Consider the following 21,704-nt stretch of genomic DNA (forward strand, 5'->3'; position numbering starts at 1 on the left):
CTTATACCAACTACATTAAGTAAGTTATTTAAATTTTACACAGGAAAAAATGACTTAGTTTAAAGCCTTTCGAAGATTAACTTAGTTAATCGTCTGTCGAGAGTTAACTAAAAGAGGTTAACTTTTTAATGATTGGTTTCTTTACGCAATTTACAACAAAAAAATAAGCTATTTTAACCAGTAAAGTAGATTAATTAATTAGTGTGATTAGTATTAATTTACAAAATATATCAAATCAGCCGAAAAGGATTTCTAATGGAAATAGGATTACTTATTCTTCTTTTTTCAGTTAGTGCTTACTCTATGTTAGCAAAAAAGCTATCAACGACGATTATTACTGCGCCAATGGTATTTTTAAGTATGGGCTTTATTATTTCTCAATTTGAGCTGATTAATATTGGCAATGCACATGAAACAGTGTACTTAATCGCAGAGGTATCATTAGTTGTATTATTATTTTTAGATGCATCACAAATAAACCTACGTAGATTAAAAAGGCAAAATACTTGGCCATTGAGAATGTTACTAATAGGCCTTCCATTGAGCATTTTAATTGGTACTGGTTTCGCTTATTTATTTTTTCCTGAGTGGCCTTGGCCAATGTTAGCCTTAATTGCTGCCATTTTAGCACCAACTGACGCTGCGTTAGGGCAAGCTGTTGTTAGCAACGAGAGTGTTCCTATTAACGAGAGACAAAGCTTATCAGTTGAAAGTGGTTTAAATGATGGGCTTGCATTACCCATTATTCTCTTTTTTGCCAGCATCGTAGCCATGAATGCAGGACCTGAAAAAAATGAAATGTCATGGTTAGTTTTTGGATTTAGCCAAATATTTGTGGGGATATTGGTTGGAGCATTAATGGGGTGGTCTAGTGGGCGCTTATTTTTATATGTAGAGTCAAAAAATATCTCGTCAAGTGTATATGAAGGAATTGGTGTTTTAGCGCTTACGGGAACATCATATTTAATGGCTAGTTTATTGGGAGGGAATGGCTTTATTTCCGCTTTTATTGCTGGCTTAGCATTTGGACATATTGTCAAAGGACATTGTCGATTCATTTATCAATTTACTGAAAGTGAAGGGCAAATATTAATATGGACTTCTTTTGTAATTATTGGCTTAGGGTTATTACCCTCTGCTATAGAGCATTTAACTTTACCGGTCGCTGGATATATTTTGGTAAGTATCTTTATTGTTCGTCCACTCGCTATTTATCTTTCATTGATCGGTACAAAAGCAAAAGCGTTAACGCGAGTTTTTATGGGGTTTTTTGGTCCAAGAGGTCTCGCAACAGCACTTTTTGCATTGATTATTTCTAAAGATATTTTAGGTGATTATGGGCATTCAATTTTAATTGTTGCCATCAATGCTGTTTGGATGAGCACTTTAATTCACGGTATTAGTGCAGCTCCTATGGCTAATTGGTATGGTGCTAAGATTAAGTTATTAAAAATTAAATCAAGAAAATTTTCTAAGTTAAAAACAATAATTAAATGAAAATATTAAAGTAAAAAGGAAAGGAGTTTTGTTGAATTAAAAACATGACTCCTCATAATACCAATCACACTAGTAAAAAAGGTAGGAGATCCAAACTTTTTGATTAACATTTAAAAGTAATCTACTTTTTAGTAATACAGTTTTATTGCTAGGAGGTAGTTTATTATGACCCGATCTAGACAGTCTCAAGTGTCACTATCTGACACACCTTATTATCATTGTATTTCTCGTTGTGTCACCGTGCATTTTTATGTGGAAAAGATAAAGTTATTTCTTTTATGGCTCGTTCTAACTGTTTTAAATTAGCAACTAAGATAAAAAGTTTAAAGCGCTGTCTCATGTAAAAGATGAAATAGGGTACTTTCCGCCAAACGACGCAATAGCATTTAATTTCGTGTACTAAGGCTTCTCGATTTAAGCACATTTGTTAAATGGTATGGCAACGATAAAGATAAAGATGGCGCAGCGGCTTACTCACCATCAGTGATGTTGAAGGTCGTTCTATTTGGTTATTCTCGTGGGCTAGTCAGTATACGAGTACGTGTGAAACTAATAGTATGCTCTTGGACACTTAATGACTTTTAGTATGTTTAAAAGATATCACTACACACAACCCTTCATATGCTTTGTGTAGTGCTGCACTTAGTGGTTATGTTTCCCGTTTATTTACCAAATTGAAAACGCAAAAAAGCCTGCTTATAGCAGGCTTGGTCAGGTTATTTAGAGAGTTGATTAGCTAGCTAATTCTTTCACTTTTTTAGCTACTACTTTTTTCTCTTCTTTTACTTCAACTTTTACTTCAACTTCAGGAGCGTCCATTACATCTGCGTAAGCTGTACCGTAGTATGAAGCGATTAATACTTCTTTAAGCTCTCCAATTAATGGGTAGCGTGGGTTTGCACCTGTACATTGGTCATCGAATGCATGTTCTGCTAGTTCATCCACTTTTGCCATGAATTCCGCTTCGTTTACACCAGCTGCTTGGATTGATAGTGGAATATCTAACGCTACTTTTAACTCTTCTAACCAGTTTAGTAGTGCATTTAGTTTATCTTCAGTATTGCCTTCGATAAAGCCTAAGTGCGTTGCTATTTCTGCATAACGAGCACGTGCTTTAGGGCGATCGTACTGTGAGAATGCAGTTTGTTTAGTTGGGTTATTAGTTGCGTTGTAACGAATTGCGTTCGAAATTAATAACGCATTTGCTAAACCGTGTGGAATGTGGAATTCCGCGCCTAGTTTATGTGCCATTGAGTGACAAACACCTAAGAATGCATTGGCGAATGACATACCAGCGATAGTTGCTGCATTATGTACTTTCTCACGTGCAATCGGATCTTTTTTACCGTTTTGATAAGAGCTTGGTAAGTACTCTTTCAACATTTTAAGTGCTTGTAAAGCATGGCCGTCAGAGTATTCATTTGCTAGTACTGATACATAAGCTTCCAATGCGTGTGTTACTGCGTCATAACCACCGAATGCACATAAAGATTTAGGCATATCCATGACTAGGTTTGCGTCAACAATCGCCATGTTTGGTGTTAGTTCGTAATCTGCTAATGGGTATTTTTGACCTGTTTGTTCATCTGTTACAACAGCAAATGGTGTTACTTCAGAACCTGTACCTGAAGTAGTCGTAATACATACTAACTCTGCTTTTGACCCCATTTTAGGGAATTTGTAGATACGTTTACGGATATCCATAAAGCGCATAGATAAATCTTCAAAGTCAGTTTCTGGGTGCTCGTACATTACCCACATGATTTTCGCTGCGTCCATTGGTGAACCACCACCGACTGCTAAAATCACATCTGGTTGGTAGCTTAAACATGCCGCTGCGCCTGCTTTAACCACTGCTAAAGTTGGGTCTGCTTCCACTTCATGGAATACTTCAACTTCCATACCATTTTCTTTTAAGATACTGCGTAAATCGTCGATGTAACCGTTATTGAATAAGAAACGGTCGGTGACGATAAGTGCACGTTTTTTGCCTTCAAGGTCAGTCATTGCAACTGGTAAACAGCCGCGACGGAAGTAGATAGATTTTGGTAGTTTATGCCACAACATATTCTCAGCTCTCTTCGCAATAATTTTTTTATTGATAAGGTGTTTTGGACCTACGTTTTCAGAGATAGCATTACCCCCCCATGAACCACAACCTAACGTTAAAGAAGGCGCTAACTCAAAGTTGTAAAGGTCACCGATACCACCATGAGAAGAAGGTGTGTTAATTAAGATACGTGCTGTTTTCATTTTGTCGCCAAAGTAAGCGATACGGTCAGCGTTTGCATCTTGGTCTGTGTAAAGTACTGACGTATGGCCAACACCGCCTATGTCTAATACGATGCCTGCTTGGCGTACTGCATCTTCAAAGTTTTTCGCTTTAAATAAACCTAATGTTGGTGATAGTTTTTCATGTGCGAACTCATCAGCCCATGATGCTTCTAATCCTTCACCGATTAGGATTTTAGTTGATGTTGGTACTTTAACACCTGCTAGAGCAGCAATTTTGTATGCTGGCTGACCTACGATTTTTGCATTCAATGCACCGTCAATAATCAATACTTTACGTACTTTATCAGCATCTGCTTTTTCAAGTACTGCAGCACCGTATTTTGCAAAACGTGCTTTAACTTCGTCATAAATAGATTCAACAACAATCGCAGCTTGCTCAGAAGCACAAATAACACCGTTATCAAATGTTTTAGACATTAGAATCGATGATACTGCTCGTTTGATATCAGCTGTTTCATCAATAACAACAGGTGTATTACCAGCACCCACACCAATCGCAGGTTTACCTGAAGAGTAAGCTGCTTTAACCATACCTGGACCACCAGTCGCTAAAATAAGGTTAATATCGTCATGTTTCATTAAACCGTTAGAAAGCTCAACAGAAGGTTGGTCAATCCAACCAATAATATTTTTAGGTGCACCAGCTTTAATTGCTGCTTCTAGTACTAATTTAGCTGCATAATTGGTTGCATTCTTCGCACGTGGATGTGGTGAGAAAATACAGCCATTACGTGTTTTAAGACAAATTAATGCTTTAAAGATAGCAGTTGATGTCGGGTTAGTCGTTGGTACGATCGCACAAACGATACCAACAGGTTCTGCGATAGTGATCGTCCCGCCTTCTTCATTACGGTCAATGACACCACAAGTAAGCTCATCTTTATATTTGTTGTAAATGAATTCAGAAGCAAAGTGGTTTTTGATTACTTTATCTTCCATGATACCCATGCCAGATTCAGTTGCGGCCATTTTTGCTAATTCAATACGTGCAGTCGATGCTGCTAATGATGCTGCTCTGAAAATTTTATCAACTTGTTCTTGAGAGTAGTTTGCAAATTCTTTCTGTGCTGCTTTAACTTTAGCAACCATTGCATTGAGTTCTTTGACATTACTTACCGTCATATATTTCTCCAAAATGTTATAAATTTAAAAAGTTTTAAAAGTGTTTTATTAAAGTTGTTTTGTTAATAAAAGTGCCTTAGTAAATAACTTTCGATCTGATTATAGGAACTTTGCTAAATTGAACATTGATCGAGATCACGTTCAGGCTCGACTTCTGTCTGTTGTTTTAGTGATCTGTGTCACGTTTTTTGTGGGGTGAGATAAATGGCTTAATTGCTATTATAAGTTATTGAAAATAAACAAGTTACTATTGTATTACAATAGTATTTATAGGGAGTGGGTAAAACATTGTTTGCTTCTTTTTAAGTTATTTTTATTAATATACAGGGATGCTTTATACTTCCTGCATCTTGCTTGCTAGATAAGCTATTTTATTAAAGGGATTTGAACGATGGGGAATATTTCCACGATAGGACGCAGTGCGTTATTTTTTTCTGCTTTTGTTATTTCATTGGCTGGTATTAAGATTGCAGCTCCCATTGTAGTGCCTTTTTTACTTTCATTATTTGTAGCGATTATTTGTAATCCAGCTGTTATGTATTTAGAAAGTAAAAAAATACCGAGAGGCCTTTCTATTGGACTGGTTATTTTTACAATATTTTCTTTGTTTCTCATTTTAGGTGGCACTATTGGTGCTGCTGTAAATGGTTTTAGACAAGCAATTCCTACCTATGAAGCACAATTATCAGAGCAATTGAATTGGTTGCTCAACTGGCTTGCGACTCATGACATCGTGGTCTCTTTTGATAGTATTCAAGAATACTTTGATCCGGCTAAAGTGATTAACATGGTGACAACAACGTTAAGTGGCTTTAGTAGTGTATTAGGCAATATCTTCTTATTACTGTTAACGGTTGTCTTTATGTTATCGGAAGGTAAAGTTTTTGCACAAAAATTACATATTGCCTTTGATGACTCTTCACAAGCAGAAAGAAAGTTAGATTTGTTTTTAACGAAAGTTAATCAGTATATGGCCATTAAAACCATGATTAGCTTGGCGACGGGTGTCATCATTGGAATCGTTTTATGGCTACTAGGCGTACAGTTTTTTGTACTCTGGGCTTTATTGGCTTTTTTATTAAATTACATCCCTAATATCGGCTCTATTATTGCTGCTGTTCCTGCCGTTATTCTAACATTCTTACAGCTTGGTGCGGCTCATGCCGCTGTTGTGGTCGGGCTGTTTGTTGGTGTGAATATGGTAATGGGAAATGTTGTTGAGCCTCGTTTTATGGGCAGACGACTAGGCTTATCTACACTTATTGTGTTTTTATCATTAATTTTTTGGGGGTGGTTATTAGGTGTGGTGGGCATGTTATTATCTGTTCCATTAACCATGATCCTTAAAATGGCTTTAGAAAATAGTGAAGATGGGCGATGGTTTGCGATTTTATTAAGCTCTGATGAAGAAGTTAGAATGATTGAAGAGAAAGGCAAAGAAGAAGTGTTTAATGAAGCGCTCTATGGTGAGCCTTTAAGTGAAAAAGTACCTGAACAAAAAGAGGGCTCGGAATCGAGTGCCTCTCCTGCTAATAAAGAAGATATATAATATGTTTACAGCATTGCTAGAAAAAATGCATTTTCCTGAAGTAAAAGCAGGACAAGAGAAAGAGATGGCGCGTTTATTTCATGGACGTGGTTTTAATTATCCTGAATACCAGCACATTAATATTGATTGGCTATCACCTGTCGTTTTAGTGATTCTATATAAAGAGGAAAGCGATCAGTGGTTAGCGGATTTAAGTCAATGCTTATTGTCTGAGTTAACTAGCAAAGGCTTTGCTGTAAAGAGTATTCAAGTACAGTTTCGTTGTCGTGAACTCGCTCCTACTTTCGTTTTATACGGTGAGGAGATAACGGATTTTAGTGCGGATGAAAATGCCTTAACCTATAAAATTAGTTTAGGTACAAATCAGAATTACGGTATCTTTTTAGATATGAAAAATGGTCGTTCTTGGGTTAGGGAACATGGTCAAAATAAACGTGTACTAAACCTTTTTTCTTATACGTGTGCTTTCTCTGTTGCAGCGCTGGCTGGTGGCGCTGAAAAGGTAGTTAACTTAGACATGAGTAAAGCGGCATTAGCCGTTGGCCGTGATAATCATCGATTAAATGAACATGATTTAAGTAAGGTAAAATATCTTGGACATGATCTCTTTAAGTCTTGGGGGAAAGTTAAGCGATTAGGGCCTTATGACATTGTGATTGCTGATCCTCCGTCATTGCAGAAGGGCAGTGTCAATATCAAACGAGATTACCCTAAAATAATGCGACGTTTACCTGAGTTATTAACTGAAGGTGGGCAAGCATTACTGTGTTTAAATAGCCCAGATCTAGGTTTTCAATTTATTTATGACTCATTAGCGGAGCATTGCCCTGAAGCAAAGGTCATTAAGGTTATTACGCCGCCTGCAGAATATACTAACATTGATCCTGATAAGGGCTTGAAGTGTGTGTTAGTGCAGTTATAGGCATTAAGAGAAAGAGTAGTAATATTTTAATTGTTACTATTATTGCATCTACCTTTAGACTTTTGATTTAGGTAGTTATAAAAAAGCCTCGATTTACTAAAGTGCTTAACTATAAGTCAAGTCAGCTTAGAGAATCGAGGTTTTTTATTTAAGCTTTTTAAGCGTGTATTAACCTTTTGCTAATGCCGCTTTTTCATTCGCCTGTGTTGCTTGAATTGCTGTTAATGCGACAGTGTAAACAATATCATCCACTAAAGCACCGCGAGACAAGTCATTAACAGGTTTGCGCATACCTTGCAGCATTGGACCAATACTGATTAGGTTAGCACTACGCTGTACCGCTTTGTAAGTTGTATTACCAGTGTTTAAGTCAGGGAAGATAAATACGGTTGCTTGACCAGCTACTTTAGAGTCTGGTGCTTTGCTCTTCGCTACATTTTCCATCACAGCTGCATCGTACTGTAGCGGCCCATCGATTAATAAGTCTGGACGGCGCTCTTGTGCGATTTTAGTTGCTTCACGTACTTTTTCAACGTCAGAGCCTGCACCTGAATTACCAGTGGAGTAACTGATCATGGCAACTTTAGGGTCGATACCAAAAGCGATTGCAGAATCTGCCGATTGGATAGCAATATCTGCTAACTGGTCAGCTGTTGGATCTGGATTGATTGCACAGTCACCGTATACCAATACTTGATCAGGCAATAGCATGAAGAAGATTGAAGATACTAGGCTTGCACCTGGTGCTGTTTTAATTAACTGTAAAGCAGGGCGGATAGTGTTTGCTGTTGTATGAACGGCACCAGATACTAGACCTGCTACTTCATTCTCCGCTAACATCATCGTACCTAAAACTACAGTATCTTGCAGTTGTTCACGTGCAACTACTTCAGTTAGACCTTTACCTTTACGTAACTCAACCATAGGTGCAACATATTGTTCAATCACATCGGTAGGGTTAACGATTTCTACTTCATCAGTGATCACAATACCTTGTTGTGCTGCTACACGACGGATTTCAGCTGGATTACCCAATAACACGGGTTTAGCAATACCACGTTCAGCACAAATAACAGCTGCTTGAATAGTACGAGGTTCTTCACCTTCAGGTAACACAATGCGTTGATTTGCTTTACGTGCTAATTCAGTTAAGTGATAACGGAATGCTGGTGGCGATAAACGACGTGATAATGAAGAATCTTCAGTTAAGGTATTTAACCAATGTTTATCAATGTGGCTGGCAATATACTCTTGTACTTTTTCGATACGCTCTAAATCATCAACTGGAATTTCCATGTTGAAGTTTTGTAAGCGCTGGGCTGTTTGCCAAGTATTGCTCTTAATTAACAATACAGGTAAACCTGAAGCCATTGCGCTACGACAAAGTTTCCAAACTTCTTCTTCAGGTGTGTAATCACCTGTTAATAATAAACAGCCGATTTTCATGCCGTTCATTACTGCTAAACAAGTTGCGATGATAACATCACTGCGGTCACCTGAAGTAACTAGCATTGAACCAGGTTTAAAGTGTTGAACCATATTTGGAATTGAACGTGCACAGAATGTCACTGAGTGTAGACGTCGATTTTCTAGATCGCCTTCATTTAAAATATCAGCTTCTAAATGCGCTGCTAAATCTTTAACGCGAGGCGCAATTAAATCAGCACTCCATGGGATGCAGCCTAAAATCGGTAGTGGGCTTTTGCTAAACATCTGTAGCACTTCAAGATTGTTATTAACTGAACCCTCTGGAATGTCAAACATTTCTGATAAGTCAAAGCCAGCACTGTCATTTTCATCAATAGGTGCGCCAACTTTATTAATGATACAACCGGCAATGCTTTTATTTTGTTTACCACCAAAAGAAGAAACAGCAATTTCCATGCGCTCTTTTAATTGTTGAGAGCTATCGTTACTTGGGTGAGTAACAAATACCATTTCAGCGCCGAGTGCTTTAGCAATACTGTAGTTAACACTATTAGCAAATTGATGTTTATCTGTTGGTACTAAACCTTCTACAATAATCACATCATTGTCTTTTGTTCCTTCACGGAAGCGCTCAACAATATTTTCAAGCAGCTCTGAAGTATGACCAGATGAAATAAGGCCTTCAGCATATTTCATTGCAAAAGGCTCAGGAGGTTGTATGTTGCTTGAGTTTCTTAATGTTGTTGTAGAGCGTTCTGTACCATGGTCACCAGGGCGAGGTTGTGCAATTGGCTTAAAGAAGTTAACAGCGACACCTTGGCGTTCCATCGCGCGAACCATTCCAAGGCTAACCGAAGTGACACCAACACCAGTGCCAATTGGGATTAACATTATTGTACGAGACATGATTATTCCTTTTAAGAGGTGAATAGAGGGAGTATTAATTCCCTCTTAAATTAGTTTTACTTTATTGAGAGACAAGTTCAGCAGCGTCTTGTGCAATTACCCATTCTTCATTGGTCGGGATAACAATCGCGATAGGGGACTGGTCAGCAGTAATAATTCCTGACTCGCCAAATTTAGCTGCGTCATTTTTTTCTTGGTCAATCTTGTAACCGAATATCGCTAGGTTTTCGAGTACTTTAGTACGCATTTCTACTGCGTTTTCACCGATACCACCAGTGAACACAAGCGCATCAATACGGCCTAATGGAACGGCATAACTTGCAATGTATTTTGCGAGGCGGTAACAGAACATATCGACGGCTAGGATTGCACGTTCAACACCATTATTAACAGCTTCTTCAATTTGACGCCAATCGCTCGATACGCCTGAAATACCTTTTAAGCCACTTTCCTTTTGTAATAGGTTCATTGCTTCTTCTAATGAGTAGCCTTTTTGCTCAACTAAAAACTCAATTATACTTGGGTCTAGATCTCCACAACGTGTACCCATTACTAATCCAGCAAGAGGCGTCATGCCCATGCTTGTGTCAACACATTGACCATTTTTAATTGCAGCGACCGATGCACCATTACCTAAGTGAGCAGAAATAATGTTAATTTTGTCTACTGGAATGTCTAGCGCATCAGCAGCTTGTTTCATTATAAATTGGTGGCTTGTACCATGCATACCATAACGACGGATATGAGAGTCTTGGTATAGCTCATAAGGTAGCGCGTATAGGTAAGCTTTTTGAGGCATTGTTTGGTGGAATGCAGTATCAAATACAGCAACCTGTTTTAGTTTTGGAAAAGCGACTCTTGCTGCTTTAATACCAGAAATATGAGCAGGGTTATGTAATGGCGCTAATGGAATACAATCTTCAATGCCTTTAAATACCGTATCATCAATAACCATGGATTTACTGAAGTGTTCTCCACCATGTACAATTCGATGACCAACTGCAATTAACTGCTCTTCAATACCTTCAATTTTATTGAGAATATTATTAACAATAAATACCATCGCTTGAGAACGAGCCCCATTTTCAGGCAAGCTAGCTGTATTTTTGGTTCCGTTATGTTTCCAAGTTATACGGGCTTCAGGGAGGTTAAAGCATTCTGCTAAACCACTAATCATTGCTTCCCCAGTTTTTACATTGATGACAGCAAACTTAAGTGATGAACTACCACCGTTGAGTACAAGGACTAATTTATTGCTCATAAAAGCTTCCAATTTCTAAAATTAAATTGATAATATCAAGGTAAAATTTGATATTAATATATAATGAAAAACATAACTTGATTAAGGCATAAGCGCCATTGATTTTTTAAATTAAGTTATGATTTGATTTTACCCATATGTAATAAAATTACAAATGACAATTAGATAAAAATTATCCGAAATCAAAGTTTGATCAGAATGTTTTTTTAGACAACATCTTTTCTGCTCGATTCGTCACTTTTATCTCTTTTTAAAGAAAGGAATTTACCTATTTATGTTTTTTGACTCTATAAAGAAAGGGGATATATACCTAAAGGCTTGGCCAAAGCAAGCTTGTCTATATTCATTATTTGTGGATAGTAAAATGGTTTATTACACCAATATTTTAATAAAAATATTTCCTGTTTTTATCGTTTTAGTTGCTTCCTTGTATATCGTTTTTCCACTTTATTTTTCTTGGCCAAGTACCGCGACTTTTATTGTTTTCATGATCGGATTACCAATGCATTGTCTTTTATGGTTGGGTAAACGTTCGCAACAACACTTGTCTCCATCACTATCCACGTGGTATTTGGAAATAAGCGAAGTGTTAAATGGAGGACAGAAAGTGATGATAGAAAACCCTCGCTTTATAGATTTAGCAAAACTATTAAATAAAGGGTTTAAGAAGGGGGGCGATAACTTTTTATATAATAATGAGCTTATTTAACAATGCTGGAAAACTTCAATATTGAAGTCACATTCAATTTTCCATGATGTTGCGTTATTGAGAAGTTTTTGTAATTTTTCCTCTGTGAATTTCCATGCAAAGGGGGTCATATTAATAAGGTCTTTCAATTGCTGCGGGTTATTAATATTTAACTCATAATTCAAAGGAATTTGTTGTATTTTTGTAAAACCTTCTAGCGCTTCATTCTCTTGTAAATGCGCATTTACCTGTTCATATATCGCCTCTCTGATCTGATATAAGTGACGAGGAGCAGGTGTAACTGTAATTAAATAACCATTTTTTTTGATTAAACGTAATAATTCCTGTGCTTTTGATGGGGCATAAATACGAATCAGTAAGTCTACACTGTGCTGTTCAAGAGGCACTTGGTATGCACTGGCTACACAAAAATCGATATCTTTATAACGCTTGGCTGCATAGCGAATAGCAACTTTAGAGATATCTAGTCCTAACATCGTATGTTCAGGCAAATGTTGGTTAATGATATTGGTGTAATAACCTTCGCCACAGCCTAAATCTAAAATATTAGCCTGCTCGACCCCATCCAAATATTGTTGACTAATTTCAGCGACTTTTTGTGCCAATGGCAAGTAACCATCTGTATTTAAAAAAGCTCGTCTAGCCATCATCATTTGTTGGTTATCACCTGGGTTTTTAGAGCTTTTTGATTGTACGGGTAATAAGTTCAGGTAACCCTCTTTGGCAATATCAAAGTGATGATTGTTATTACAAACTTGGCTGTTATTTACTTTATTAAAGGGTGTATTACAGAGCGGGCAAATAAAAGATGTCATAAGGATTACTGTTTAAAAATAAAGGTGATAATAGCATAAAGGCGGTACCAAACCGCCTTATTTTTGTTGCTGTTAAAATATCACATTAGGGTGGTATTCTTCTAATATTGATTTTATTGACGTCATCGTATCTCGACTCGGTGGAGATACGCCATCAAGAGGGTAGATTTCGCCCATCGCTATCCACTTGTGCTTGCCTAACTCGTGGTAGGGTAGTAATTCAATTTTTTCAATGTTTTTCATTGGCTTAATGAATTCACCTAGGGCATGAACATCTGCGAAATCATCTGTGATACCAGGGACAACCACATAGCGTAAATACACAGCTTGATCATGTTGTTGTAAGTATTTAGCAAACTCCAGAGTATATTTATTACTAACATGGGTTAAAGCAATATGTTTTTTCAGATCCATTTGTTTAATATCGAGCAGTACTAAATCTGTGCTATTTAAAATATTTTTAGTTGTTTCATCTATTTTACGAACAAAACCGTTGGTATCTAAACAGGTATGAATGCCTTCTAAGCGGCAAGCTTCAAACATGGCTTGCACAAATTCAGGTTGTAACATTGCTTCACCGCCTGAAATAGTTATGCCACCGCCTGATGCTTCCATGAAGTTACGGTATTGAAGTAACTCTGACATTAACTCCTCAACAGTGGTTTCTTTTCCGCTTTCGGTATCCCAAGTGTCGCGGTTATGGCAGTACTGACAGCGCATTAAGCAGCCTTGTAAAAAAATGATGAAGCGAATACCTGGACCATCAACGGTACCGCAAGTTTCTATTGAATGTACTCGACCTGTAACTGACATGATTTAACCTCATGAAGTAGATTAGTTGTATCGCCTCTTAATTAGCATTTGATTCTTAATTAAGCTCGGGCTCAAGAAAGATATAATACCAACTAGGCGAATAACTTAAATCATTTTATTTCTTTAATGTTATTGATAAAAGCTAAAAAAGCTTTGTTTTTCAATGACAAAAGGTTTCATCTTTGCAGATGAAACCTTTTATAATCATAACCTTGTTATTATTTACTATACAAAATTCAAGTAAATATAAGTAACTAAAAAGAAGTACGAAGGTAATTGTTTACCCTCGCTTCAATTTATAGTGTTGCTGTGAAGGTACGTGTAATAACGTCTTGTTTCTGCTCTGCAGTTAATGAATTGAATCGTACTGCATAACCAGATACACGAATCGTTAACTGAGGATATTTCTCTGGGTTTTCCATTGCATCCACTAACATTTCACGGTTCATTACATTCACGTTTAAGTGTTGTCCACCTTCAATCTCTGGTGTGTGCTTAAAGTAACCGTCCATCAGACCTGCTAGGTTTGATTTTTGTGAATCATCAGTTTTACCTAATGCATTTGGTACGATAGAGAAGGTATAAGAGATACCATCTTGAGCGTAAGCAAACGGTAATTTAGAGACTGATGTTAATGATGCCACTGCGCCTTTTTCATCACGACCATGCATTGGGTTTGCACCTGGTGCAAATGGTGCACCTGCACGACGGCCATCTGGTGTGTTACCTGTTTTCTTACCGTATACCACATTAGATGTGATAGTAAGAATTGACTGTGTAGCACGTGCGTTACGGTACATTGGACGTGATTTAATTTTCTTCATGAAGGTTTCTACTAATTCACATGCAATGTCATCAACACGTGGATCGTTGTTACCAAATTTAGGGTAATCACCTTCGATATCAAAATCAGTCGCAATACCATCTTCATCACGAATCGGACGTACTTTTGCATATTTAATCGCTGCTAATGAGTCTGCTGCAATTGACAATCCTGCAATACCACATGCCATAGTACGTGTTACGTCACGGTCATGAAGTGCCATTAGCGATGCTTCGTAGCTGTATTTGTCGTGCATGTAGTGTATGCAGTTAAGTGCTGTCACATATTGCTCTGCTAACCAATCCATAAAGTGATCAAGGTTTGAGTAAACTTCATCATAATCTAATACTTCTGCTGTAATTGCAGGTAGCGTTTTAGGGCCAACTTGTACTTTTGATTTTTCGTCTACACCACCATTGATTGAGTAAAGTAATGTTTTCGCTAAGTTTGCACGAGCACCAAAGAATTGCATTTGCTTACCAACAATCATTGGTGACACACAACATGCAATTGCATAGTCATCATTATCAAAGTCGGTACGCATTAGATCATCGTTTTCATATTGAATAGATGAGGTATCAATAGATACTTTTGCACAGTATTTTTTGAAGTTAACTGGCAGTGCTTCAGACCATAATACAGTAATGTTAGGCTCTGGAGATGGGCCCATAGTGTATTGAGTATGTAGGAAGCGGAAGCTGTTTTTAGTCACTAATGTACGACCATCAACACCCATACCACCGATTGACTCAGTTGCCCAAATAGGGTCACCAGAGAATAGATCATCGTATTCAGGTGTACGTAAGAAGCGTACCATACGAAGTTTCATTACTAGGTGGTCGATCAGTTCCTGTGCATCAGTTTCAGTGATAACACCTGCTTTTAAATCTTTTTCAATGTAAATATCTAAGAATGATGCAGTACGGCCAAATGACATTGCAGCACCATTTTGTGATTTGATTGCTGCTAAGTAACCAAAGTATGTCCATTGAATCGCTTCTTTAGCCGATCTTGCTGGACCTGAAATGTCGGCGCCATATTTAGCAGCCATTGTTTTCATTTGATCAAGTGCGCGGTATTGTTCAAAAATTTCTTCACGTAATTTTATGGTTTCTTCTAGTGAACTGCCGGCAATTAACTCTGCTTCTAAGCTTTTATGTTGTGCCGCTTTTTCTGTCATTAGGAAGTCGATACCGTATAAAGCAACACGACGGTAGTCACCAATGATACGACCACGTCCGTAAGCATCAGGTAAACCAGTTAATACACCTGATTTACGACATTTTAGAATATCGCCTGTGTACACATCAAATACACCTTGGTTGTGTGTTTTACGGTGCTCTGAGTAAATAGTACGAATACCATCATCTAATTCTTTACCATACACTTTACATGAGCCATCGATCATGCGGATACCGCCATTCGGGATAAGTGCACGTTTTAGTGGTTTTTCAGTTTGTAGACCAACGATCGTTTCTAAATCTTTGTTAATGTAACCTGCATCATGTGCAGTAATTGTACTGATTACATCGGTATCAAAATCAACAGGTGCATGTGTTGCATTTTCTTGTTTGATTCCTACCATTACATTTTCCCAAAGCTTATCAGTCGCTTTAGTTGCATCTGCTAGGAAACTTTCATCGCCTTCATATGGCGTATAGTTTTGTTGAATGAAGTCGCGAACGTTAACGTCAGTTTTCCAAGCTTCACCAGCAAAACCGTCCCATGCTGATACAAATGCTTCGTTTAATTTAGTCATAAAGATTTACCTTCACCGTTAATGATTAAAAAGAATATTAAAATTAATTCTCAGTCTTAAATCCTCACCCTAAAGTGTTGGTCATATCTACAACTAAAACTAGGGTGCTTATTGTTAACAAGTGCTATATTTGAAAAACTAAGTTAGTGTTAATTTTCACCTTCACTTGTTTCATAAAAGTTACCTCTCATGGATTAGTTAAGATTCTAGCAAAGGTTTTTTTTAAAAAGTTGATTCATGTCAAGCTTTAGGCGGACTTGTAATTAAATTACAAAAAGGTGGAAAATAAGCGCAGGTAACTTTCTTTCTAGGTGGTGGCTGAAAAATAAAAGGGGATGTTTGTAGGCGTGTGTTTTTTAAGTTATTCTTTTGTAACTAATTGAAATATAATTTATTTTTAGCAGGGAGGGTTAACTCCCTGCTGTTTGCTGCCATGATTAGAGTAAGCTTTGTATCTCTTCTAATATTTGTAAACTCCAATCACTAATACGTTGGTCACTTAGTTCATATTGTGTATCTTCATCTAAGGCTAATCCAACAAAATACTCACCGTCTTCAGTTACCGCTTTAGAGGCTTCAAATTGGTACCCTTCAGTAGGCCAGTAACCAATGAATTTAGGGCTTTGCGGTAAGAGTTTCTCATGCAACATACCTACTGCATCAACAAACCATTCACTGTAACCGTCCTGATCGCCTAATCCAAAAATGGCGATAATTTTATCACTGACATCTATTCCATCAATTTGGTCCCATAATTTACCCCAATCCTCTTGAAGTTCACCAAAATCCCAAGTAGAAATACCCAATATTAAAATATCGTAATCGTTTACCTTGTCTAACCCCTGATCTTTTATGTTAAATAGGTCAACTAATGAATCACCTAGCTCTGCTTGAATCTTTTCTGCAGCAATTTCTGTATAACAAGTGCTAGAGCCATAAAATAAACCAATTTTCATATGCGACCTTTGAATTATAAATAAAAGAGGCGCTAATTTACCGCTAAGGCACATAGAATGGAAGTACTAAGCATAGAACAATTTTTAGATTCACTGTGGTTGGAGCGAGGGTTGTCTAAAAACACACTCGAATCTTATCGCCATGATTTAACTTTAGTGGAGCTATTTCTACAAAAATCAGAGGTCACATTAACAGAAGCTACTGAGCGAGATTTAAATAATTATTTTGAATCTCGTTTAGAGGGCAATATTGATTATAAAAATACTTCCACTGCGAGATTAATGAGTGCAATTCGTCGCTATTATCAATACTTATGTCGAGAGAAGTTTCGTGAAGATGATCCAAGTGCAAAACTGGAAAGCCCTAAAGTCGTCAAACCGTTACCTAAATCTTTATCAGAGTCTGAAGTCGATGCACTATTAGCCGCCCCTGAGTTAGATGATCCTATTCAATTTCGAGATAAAGCCATGCTGGAGGTGTTATATGCAACTGGGTTGCGTGTCACTGAATTGGTTGGATTAGCAATGGAGGAGGTTAATTTAAAACAGGGCGTGATTAGGGTGACAGGTAAAGGTGGTAAAACGCGTTTAGTCCCTTTAGGCGAAGAATCCGTTTATTGGTTAGAACGTTATATTGATGAGATGAGACCTGCGCTGTTAGGGGGGCAAAGTAGTGATATTTTATTTCCTAGTCGTCGAGGAACACAAATGGTCAGACAAACATTCTGGCATCGCATTAAACACTATGCATTAATTGCAGGTATTGATAAAGAAGCTTTGTCACCGCACGTACTACGTCATGCTTTTGCGACACACCTTTTGAATTATGGGGCTGACTTACGTGTGGTACAAATGTTACTAGGTCATAGCGACTTATCTACAACACAAATTTATACACATATTGCTCAAGACCGTTTGAAAGTGTTGCATGACGAGCATCATCCAAGAGCTTAAGTCGCCGCGAACAATGTCATTTAAATGGAGAAGTAGGTGAGATGATAAAAGTGAATAAGATTGTTTCAATGTTAAGTGAAATTAAAGTTCGACTATTAAGGTCAACTATTATTCACATTATCTAATAAGGTAGGCATAATCATGTTAATTTATTTTTCTGGGGAGCATCATGTCGGTATTTAACGTTAAGACAAAAGTAAGCGCATTATTCGTTGGTTTATTAATTAGTTCGATAAGTAGTTTTAGCTTTGCTGAAGAGGCTAGCGCAACAAAATTAGCAGAAGACAGTGCGAAGAATGTAAGTGCTTCTAGTAACTTAAATGAAAGTTTAATAACGCGTTTAGCATCGATGGGTGTTGACCATGGAACAGTTAGTGAGTCACCAATTAAGGGCTTATACGAATTTTATAGCCAAGGTAAAATGTATTATATCAGTGAAGATGCTCGATATTTAGTCGCGGGTACGATTTTTGATTTTGATGATGAAATGAAAAATGTAACGGCTGAAAAAACAGCTGAGTTACGTAAACAGAATACCGCAAAACACTTTGTTAAACTTAAAGACTTCGAAAAAGACATGATCGTTTATAAAGCAGACAATGAAAAATTTGTCGTTACTGCTTTTACTGATACCAGCTGTCCTTACTGTCAAAAGCTTCATTCTGAAATGGCTGATTATAATAAACTAGGCATTACTATTCGTTATATGGCTTTCCCTCGTGGCGGACAAGAGTCTAATGCTTACAACACAATGGTTTCTATTTGGTGTTCTGATGACCCTAAATCGGCAATGGAAGCAGCTAAAAATAATGGTAAGCTTGAGTACAAAACTTGTGACAATACTGTCTTTGAACAATACCAATTAGGTCTTGCATTAGGCGTAAACGGTACACCTTCTTTATTCTTAGAAGATGGCACAATGTTACCAGGGTATTTACCTGCTGATCGTTTATTACAAATTTTAGAAGAAAAAAAATAAGCTAAGGCTTCTTCTCTTCGTCAATCCATAATAAACTGCACTGATATTCTTTTTATCGTGCGGTTTTTTTATGTCTACAGAAACACAAGTTCAACAACGATCTCAGGGTGATCAGAGTTTATTGTCTCTTTCCTGCTCTCCTTTATTAAAAAAACTATATACAAGCCGTGGTATCTGTACTGATCAAGAGTTAGATAACAGCACCAAAAGCTTAATTCATGCGAATAAATTAAAAGGGATCGGTGATGCTTGTGAGCTTTTATATGATGCCTTTTTAAAGCATAAAAAGATTATTATCATTGGTGACTTTGATGCTGACGGGGCAACTAGCACAGCGCTCACTATTTTATCTCTTAAAGCGTTAGGGTTTAAGGATGTCGATTACTTAATACCGAATCGCTTTGATTATGGTTATGGCTTAAGTCCTGAGATTGTTGACCTAGCAATACAGCAACATGCTCAACTAATCATGACTGTAGATAATGGTATTTCCAGTATCAGCGGTGTTGCTCATGCAAAATCACTTGGTTTAGATGTGTTAGTGACAGATCATCATTTACCTGGCGATGAAGTGCCGATTGCCGATGCAATCGTGAATCCAAATCAACATGGTTGTGACTTTCCTAGTAAAAACTTAGCAGGGGTAGGGGTCGCTTTTTATGTGATGCTTTCACTGCGCTCATTAATGCAAAAAAAGGGCGCGTTCACTCACATAGCTCCACCTAATTTAGCCAATTTCTTAGATATTGTAGCCCTAGGCACTGTTGCCGATGTTGTTAAGTTAGATGCTAATAACCGTACTTTAGTACATCAAGGGTTAGCGCGTATTCGTGCTGGTTTTTGTCGACCGGGTATTAGTGCGCTGATTCAAGTGGCCAAGCGTAATCAACAACAATTAGTTGCCAGTGATCTAGGCTTTTCACTTGGGCCAAGGTTGAATGCAGCAGGGCGCTTGGATGAAATGAGCCATGGCGTTGAATTATTATTATGTGATGACCCTGTTCAAGCCAATAGCTTAGCGACAGAGTTAGATGCTTTAAACCTCTCTCGTAGAGAAATAGAGCAAAGTATGCAGCAAGAAGCGTTAAATAGTTTAGAGAAGCTATCTATTGATCAAGCTAATCTGCCTTATGCGCTTTGTCTTTTTGAAGCGGATTGGCACCAAGGTGTGATAGGTTTAGTTGCTTCTCGTATTAAAGAAAAGTATTACCGTCCTACCTTCGCATTTGCACGTGCTAATGACGGTGAAATTAAAGGCTCTGCTCGCTCAATACCCGGTATACATATAAGAGATATGCTGGACTTGGTGGATAAAAAGATACCTGGCGTTATTTTGAAGTTTGGCGGACACGCCATGGCTGCAGGGTTAAGCTTATTAGAGAAAGATTTTAGTTTATTCAATGACGCTTTAAATTTGATTCTAAAAGAACAAGTTACTGACGATGTTTTGCAAAATATTATTCTATCTGATGGACAGTTAGCGCCTGAAGAATTGGATTTAAGTGTTGCGCAAGAGTTACGTGATGCTGGGCCGTGGGGACAAGGTTTCCCTGCACCAGTGTTTGATGGTGTTTTTAAATTAAAGCAGCAAAGAATTGTTGGTCAAAAACATTTAAAAATGATTTTGCAGCAAGGGGATAAATTAATCGATGCGATTGCTTTTAATATTGACCCTGAATATTGGCCTGATTTGTCGATTCAAGAAGTTTTTTGTGTCTATAGCTTAGATGTAAATGAGTTTAGAGGGCAACGAACGGTTCAGTTATTGGTGCAATCTGTACAACCAAGATAGGCTTTTAGGTGATGGTCATTGTCCCTTTAAAATCTAGTTTGCAGCTAAATATAGTAAACAAGATTGAAGAGGGGCTTTCAGACAATTAAATGCCTGTGTTTAATATAAACTCAGGCATTTGAAAAAGACGATGGCTTTGGTTTATTGTTTTAGTTTTAAGAAACCTACAAACACATTAATGCCGCCTACAATCATCCCAACCCATGCTCGAAATGGAGGGATATTTGAGTTAACGTCTAATGTCGATGCATCATACATATTATAACCCCATACAAATAACATCCCACCGAAAACGATTAGCAATATCCCCATCATTTTATTATTCATGTTAACTCCATTTATTGATTTGATCTTGTGTAAGAGTGAGATGATAGCAATAAAAAACACTGAATGGATAGAATCCAATCAAGGCGCTGATTGCTACCAATCTTATATCGAGGTTATACAGCCCCCGGGAAGTCGAGCTGACGCCACGCTTCATAAACAAACACAGAAACAGCATTAGATAAGTTCATAGAGCGGCTATCAGCTCTCATTGGAATACGCAGTTTTTGTTCAAGCGGTAATGAGTCTAAAATAGTCGCGGGTAAACCACGCGTTTCAGGTCCGAATAGCAGTACATCACCGTCCTGAAAGTTGGCATTATGATGATAGGTCGTTGTTTTTGTTGTACATGCAAGTAAACGTTTACCTTCAACTGCTTTTAAGAAGCTCTCGAAATCTTTATGTTGATGTACATTAATCATTTCATGGTAGTCTAAGCCAGCGCGACGTACTTTTTTTTCATCTAAATCAAAGCCTAAAGGCTCTATTAAATGCAATACACAGCCTGTATTGGCACATAAGCGAATGATATTTCCTGTATTAGGTGGGATTTCAGGTTCGTACAATGCAACTTCAATCATGAGTAAGCTCTATTATTAAGTGGAGTATTATATCTTAACTATTTTATTGAAAAACTAAGCCAGTTAATACCTATTTTTAATAAACTTGCCTCAAGCTTGTTGATTCAAATGCTTTAATTTAACTCATCTCTTGAATAAGGGGCGATACAATCAATTGCTTAGAATCGTCTGGGTATCTATCTAATAGGTGGGTTTTGTATCTGAAATAATAATCGGTAT

At 37.5% G+C, this 21,704-nt stretch carries 16 protein-coding genes and 2 pseudogenes; 9 read left to right on the forward strand and 9 right to left on the reverse strand.

Features of this window, described 5'->3' with window-relative positions; translation table 11 throughout:
* Nucleotides 1–255: 255 nt before the first annotated feature.
* The 3 genes and pseudogenes from V6256_RS00045 to V6256_RS16545 form a co-directional block, all read left to right on the forward strand.
* Nucleotides 256–1,497 carry a cation:proton antiporter gene (locus V6256_RS00045; RefSeq protein ID WP_341595921.1) on the forward strand — a complete coding sequence of 414 codons (1,242 nt, stop codon included), beginning with the start codon at nt 256–258 and terminating at the stop codon, nt 1,495–1,497.
* Between the two features lie 165 nt (nt 1,498–1,662).
* Nucleotides 1,663–1,760, forward strand: a pseudogene (locus V6256_RS00050) (transposase); the annotation flags it as partial.
* A gap of 148 nt (nt 1,761–1,908) precedes the next feature.
* A pseudogene (locus tag V6256_RS16545) lies at nt 1,909–2,082 on the forward strand (hypothetical protein); the annotation flags it as partial.
* A gap of 147 nt (nt 2,083–2,229) precedes the next feature.
* Here V6256_RS16545 and adhE read toward each other — a convergent pair.
* Nucleotides 2,230–4,914 carry a bifunctional acetaldehyde-CoA/alcohol dehydrogenase gene (adhE, locus tag V6256_RS00055; RefSeq protein WP_341595922.1) on the reverse strand — a complete coding sequence of 895 codons (2,685 nt, stop codon included), beginning with the start codon at nt 4,912–4,914 and terminating at the stop codon, nt 2,230–2,232.
* A 391-nt stretch (nt 4,915–5,305) separates the two neighbouring features.
* On the opposite strand from adhE, the gene V6256_RS00060 reads away from it, so the two are divergent.
* Nucleotides 5,306–6,463 carry an AI-2E family transporter gene (locus tag V6256_RS00060; RefSeq protein WP_341595923.1) on the forward strand — a complete coding sequence of 386 codons (1,158 nt, stop codon included), beginning with the start codon at nt 5,306–5,308 and terminating at the stop codon, nt 6,461–6,463.
* 1 nt (nt 6,464) lies between these two features.
* Nucleotides 6,465–7,385, forward strand: coding sequence for a class I SAM-dependent methyltransferase (locus V6256_RS00065; RefSeq protein WP_341595924.1), 921 nt, complete (start codon nt 6,465–6,467; stop codon nt 7,383–7,385).
* A gap of 168 nt (nt 7,386–7,553) precedes the next feature.
* Here V6256_RS00065 and pta read toward each other — a convergent pair whose 3' ends face one another.
* On the reverse strand, nt 7,554–9,719 hold the full coding sequence (gene pta / locus V6256_RS00070) for a phosphate acetyltransferase (protein ID WP_341595925.1): 2,166 nt from the start codon (nt 9,717–9,719) through the stop codon (nt 7,554–7,556).
* Between the two features lie 61 nt (nt 9,720–9,780).
* Nucleotides 9,781–10,980, reverse strand: coding sequence for an acetate kinase (locus V6256_RS00075; protein WP_341595926.1), 1,200 nt, complete (start codon nt 10,978–10,980; stop codon nt 9,781–9,783).
* Nucleotides 10,981–11,254: 274 nt separating this feature from the next.
* On the opposite strand from V6256_RS00075, the gene yfbV reads away from it, so the two are divergent.
* The gene (yfbV, locus tag V6256_RS00080; RefSeq protein ID WP_341595927.1) at nt 11,255–11,689 is read left to right on the forward strand and encodes a terminus macrodomain insulation protein YfbV; all 435 of its coding nucleotides are present in this window, start codon (nt 11,255–11,257) and stop codon (nt 11,687–11,689) included.
* On the opposite strand, the gene rlmA is transcribed toward yfbV, so the two are convergent.
* The 4 genes from rlmA to fldB all read right to left on the reverse strand — a co-directional run bounded on the left by rlmA (nt 11,686) and on the right by fldB (nt 16,855).
* Nucleotides 11,686–12,504, reverse strand: a complete 819-nt coding sequence (gene rlmA / locus V6256_RS00085; RefSeq protein WP_341595928.1) for a 23S rRNA (guanine(745)-N(1))-methyltransferase — start codon at nt 12,502–12,504, stop codon at nt 11,686–11,688. The two genes, yfbV and rlmA, sit on opposite strands and share 4 nt — an antisense overlap.
* Before the next feature lie 72 nt (nt 12,505–12,576).
* The gene (gene pflA / locus V6256_RS00090) at nt 12,577–13,317 is read right to left on the reverse strand and encodes a pyruvate formate lyase 1-activating protein (protein ID WP_341595929.1); all 741 of its coding nucleotides are present in this window, start codon (nt 13,315–13,317) and stop codon (nt 12,577–12,579) included.
* Between the two features lie 296 nt (nt 13,318–13,613).
* Entirely contained in the window at nt 13,614–15,899 is a 2,286-nt protein-coding gene (pflB, locus tag V6256_RS00095; RefSeq protein WP_341595930.1) for a formate C-acetyltransferase, read from the reverse strand.
* 437 nt (nt 15,900–16,336) lie between these two features.
* Nucleotides 16,337–16,855: a flavodoxin FldB gene (fldB, locus tag V6256_RS00100; RefSeq protein ID WP_341595931.1), complete on the reverse strand. Its 519-nt coding sequence runs from the start codon at nt 16,853–16,855 to the stop codon at nt 16,337–16,339.
* Nucleotides 16,856–16,912: 57 nt separating this feature from the next.
* Here fldB and xerD point away from each other — a divergent pair, with 57 nt between their 5' ends.
* The 3 genes from xerD (at nt 16,913) to recJ (ending at nt 20,580) form a co-directional block, all read left to right on the forward strand.
* Nucleotides 16,913–17,809: a site-specific tyrosine recombinase XerD gene (gene xerD, locus V6256_RS00105; RefSeq protein ID WP_341595932.1), complete on the forward strand. Its 897-nt coding sequence runs from the start codon at nt 16,913–16,915 to the stop codon at nt 17,807–17,809.
* A gap of 169 nt (nt 17,810–17,978) precedes the next feature.
* Nucleotides 17,979–18,788 carry a thioredoxin fold domain-containing protein gene (locus V6256_RS00110; RefSeq protein WP_341595933.1) on the forward strand — a complete coding sequence of 270 codons (810 nt, stop codon included), beginning with the start codon at nt 17,979–17,981 and terminating at the stop codon, nt 18,786–18,788.
* A 70-nt stretch (nt 18,789–18,858) separates the two neighbouring features.
* Nucleotides 18,859–20,580 (forward strand): single-stranded-DNA-specific exonuclease RecJ, encoded by a 1,722-nt coding sequence (gene recJ, locus V6256_RS00115; protein WP_341595934.1) that lies wholly within the window; start codon nt 18,859–18,861, stop codon nt 20,578–20,580.
* A gap of 141 nt (nt 20,581–20,721) precedes the next feature.
* Here the strand turns inward: recJ and V6256_RS00120 are convergent, their stop codons facing one another.
* Together V6256_RS00120 and trmL are read right to left on the reverse strand one after the other, a co-directional pair.
* The gene (locus V6256_RS00120) at nt 20,722–20,907 is read right to left on the reverse strand and encodes a DUF3185 family protein (protein ID WP_341595935.1); all 186 of its coding nucleotides are present in this window, start codon (nt 20,905–20,907) and stop codon (nt 20,722–20,724) included.
* Between the two features lie 113 nt (nt 20,908–21,020).
* Nucleotides 21,021–21,485: a tRNA (uridine(34)/cytosine(34)/5-carboxymethylaminomethyluridine(34)-2'-O)-methyltransferase TrmL gene (trmL, locus tag V6256_RS00125; RefSeq protein ID WP_341595936.1), complete on the reverse strand. Its 465-nt coding sequence runs from the start codon at nt 21,483–21,485 to the stop codon at nt 21,021–21,023.
* Between the last annotated feature and the right edge of the window lie 219 nt (nt 21,486–21,704).

The sequence above is a fragment of the Psychromonas aquatilis genome, assembly GCF_038155185.1.
GTDB classification, from domain to species: domain Bacteria; phylum Pseudomonadota; class Gammaproteobacteria; order Enterobacterales; family Psychromonadaceae; genus Psychromonas; species Psychromonas aquatilis.

What these genes read in the sequence shown, in the direction of transcription:
- pflA (WP_341595929.1), bottom strand. Translation starts at nt 13,317, where the DNA reads ATGTCAGTTACAGGTCGAGTACATTCAATAGAAACTTGCGGTACCGTT.
- V6256_RS00110 (WP_341595933.1), top strand. Translation starts at nt 17,979, where the DNA reads ATGTCGGTATTTAACGTTAAGACAAAAGTAAGCGCATTATTCGTTGGT.
- V6256_RS00075 (WP_341595926.1), bottom strand. Translation starts at nt 10,980, where the DNA reads ATGAGCAATAAATTAGTCCTTGTACTCAACGGTGGTAGTTCATCACTT.
- xerD (WP_341595932.1), top strand. Translation starts at nt 16,913, where the DNA reads ATGGAAGTACTAAGCATAGAACAATTTTTAGATTCACTGTGGTTGGAG.
- V6256_RS00060 (WP_341595923.1), top strand. Translation starts at nt 5,306, where the DNA reads ATGGGGAATATTTCCACGATAGGACGCAGTGCGTTATTTTTTTCTGCT.
- rlmA (WP_341595928.1), bottom strand. Translation starts at nt 12,504, where the DNA reads ATGACATCTTTTATTTGCCCGCTCTGTAATACACCCTTTAATAAAGTA.
- V6256_RS00065 (WP_341595924.1), top strand. Translation starts at nt 6,465, where the DNA reads ATGTTTACAGCATTGCTAGAAAAAATGCATTTTCCTGAAGTAAAAGCA.
- fldB (WP_341595931.1), bottom strand. Translation starts at nt 16,855, where the DNA reads ATGAAAATTGGTTTATTTTATGGCTCTAGCACTTGTTATACAGAAATT.
- trmL (WP_341595936.1), bottom strand. Translation starts at nt 21,485, where the DNA reads ATGATTGAAGTTGCATTGTACGAACCTGAAATCCCACCTAATACAGGA.
- adhE (WP_341595922.1), bottom strand. Translation starts at nt 4,914, where the DNA reads ATGACGGTAAGTAATGTCAAAGAACTCAATGCAATGGTTGCTAAAGTT.
- pflB (WP_341595930.1), bottom strand. Translation starts at nt 15,899, where the DNA reads ATGACTAAATTAAACGAAGCATTTGTATCAGCATGGGACGGTTTTGCT.
- pta (WP_341595925.1), bottom strand. Translation starts at nt 9,719, where the DNA reads ATGTCTCGTACAATAATGTTAATCCCAATTGGCACTGGTGTTGGTGTC.
- yfbV (WP_341595927.1), top strand. Translation starts at nt 11,255, where the DNA reads ATGTTTTTTGACTCTATAAAGAAAGGGGATATATACCTAAAGGCTTGG.
- V6256_RS00045 (WP_341595921.1), top strand. Translation starts at nt 256, where the DNA reads ATGGAAATAGGATTACTTATTCTTCTTTTTTCAGTTAGTGCTTACTCT.
- V6256_RS00120 (WP_341595935.1), bottom strand. Translation starts at nt 20,907, where the DNA reads ATGAATAATAAAATGATGGGGATATTGCTAATCGTTTTCGGTGGGATG.
- recJ (WP_341595934.1), top strand. Translation starts at nt 18,859, where the DNA reads ATGTCTACAGAAACACAAGTTCAACAACGATCTCAGGGTGATCAGAGT.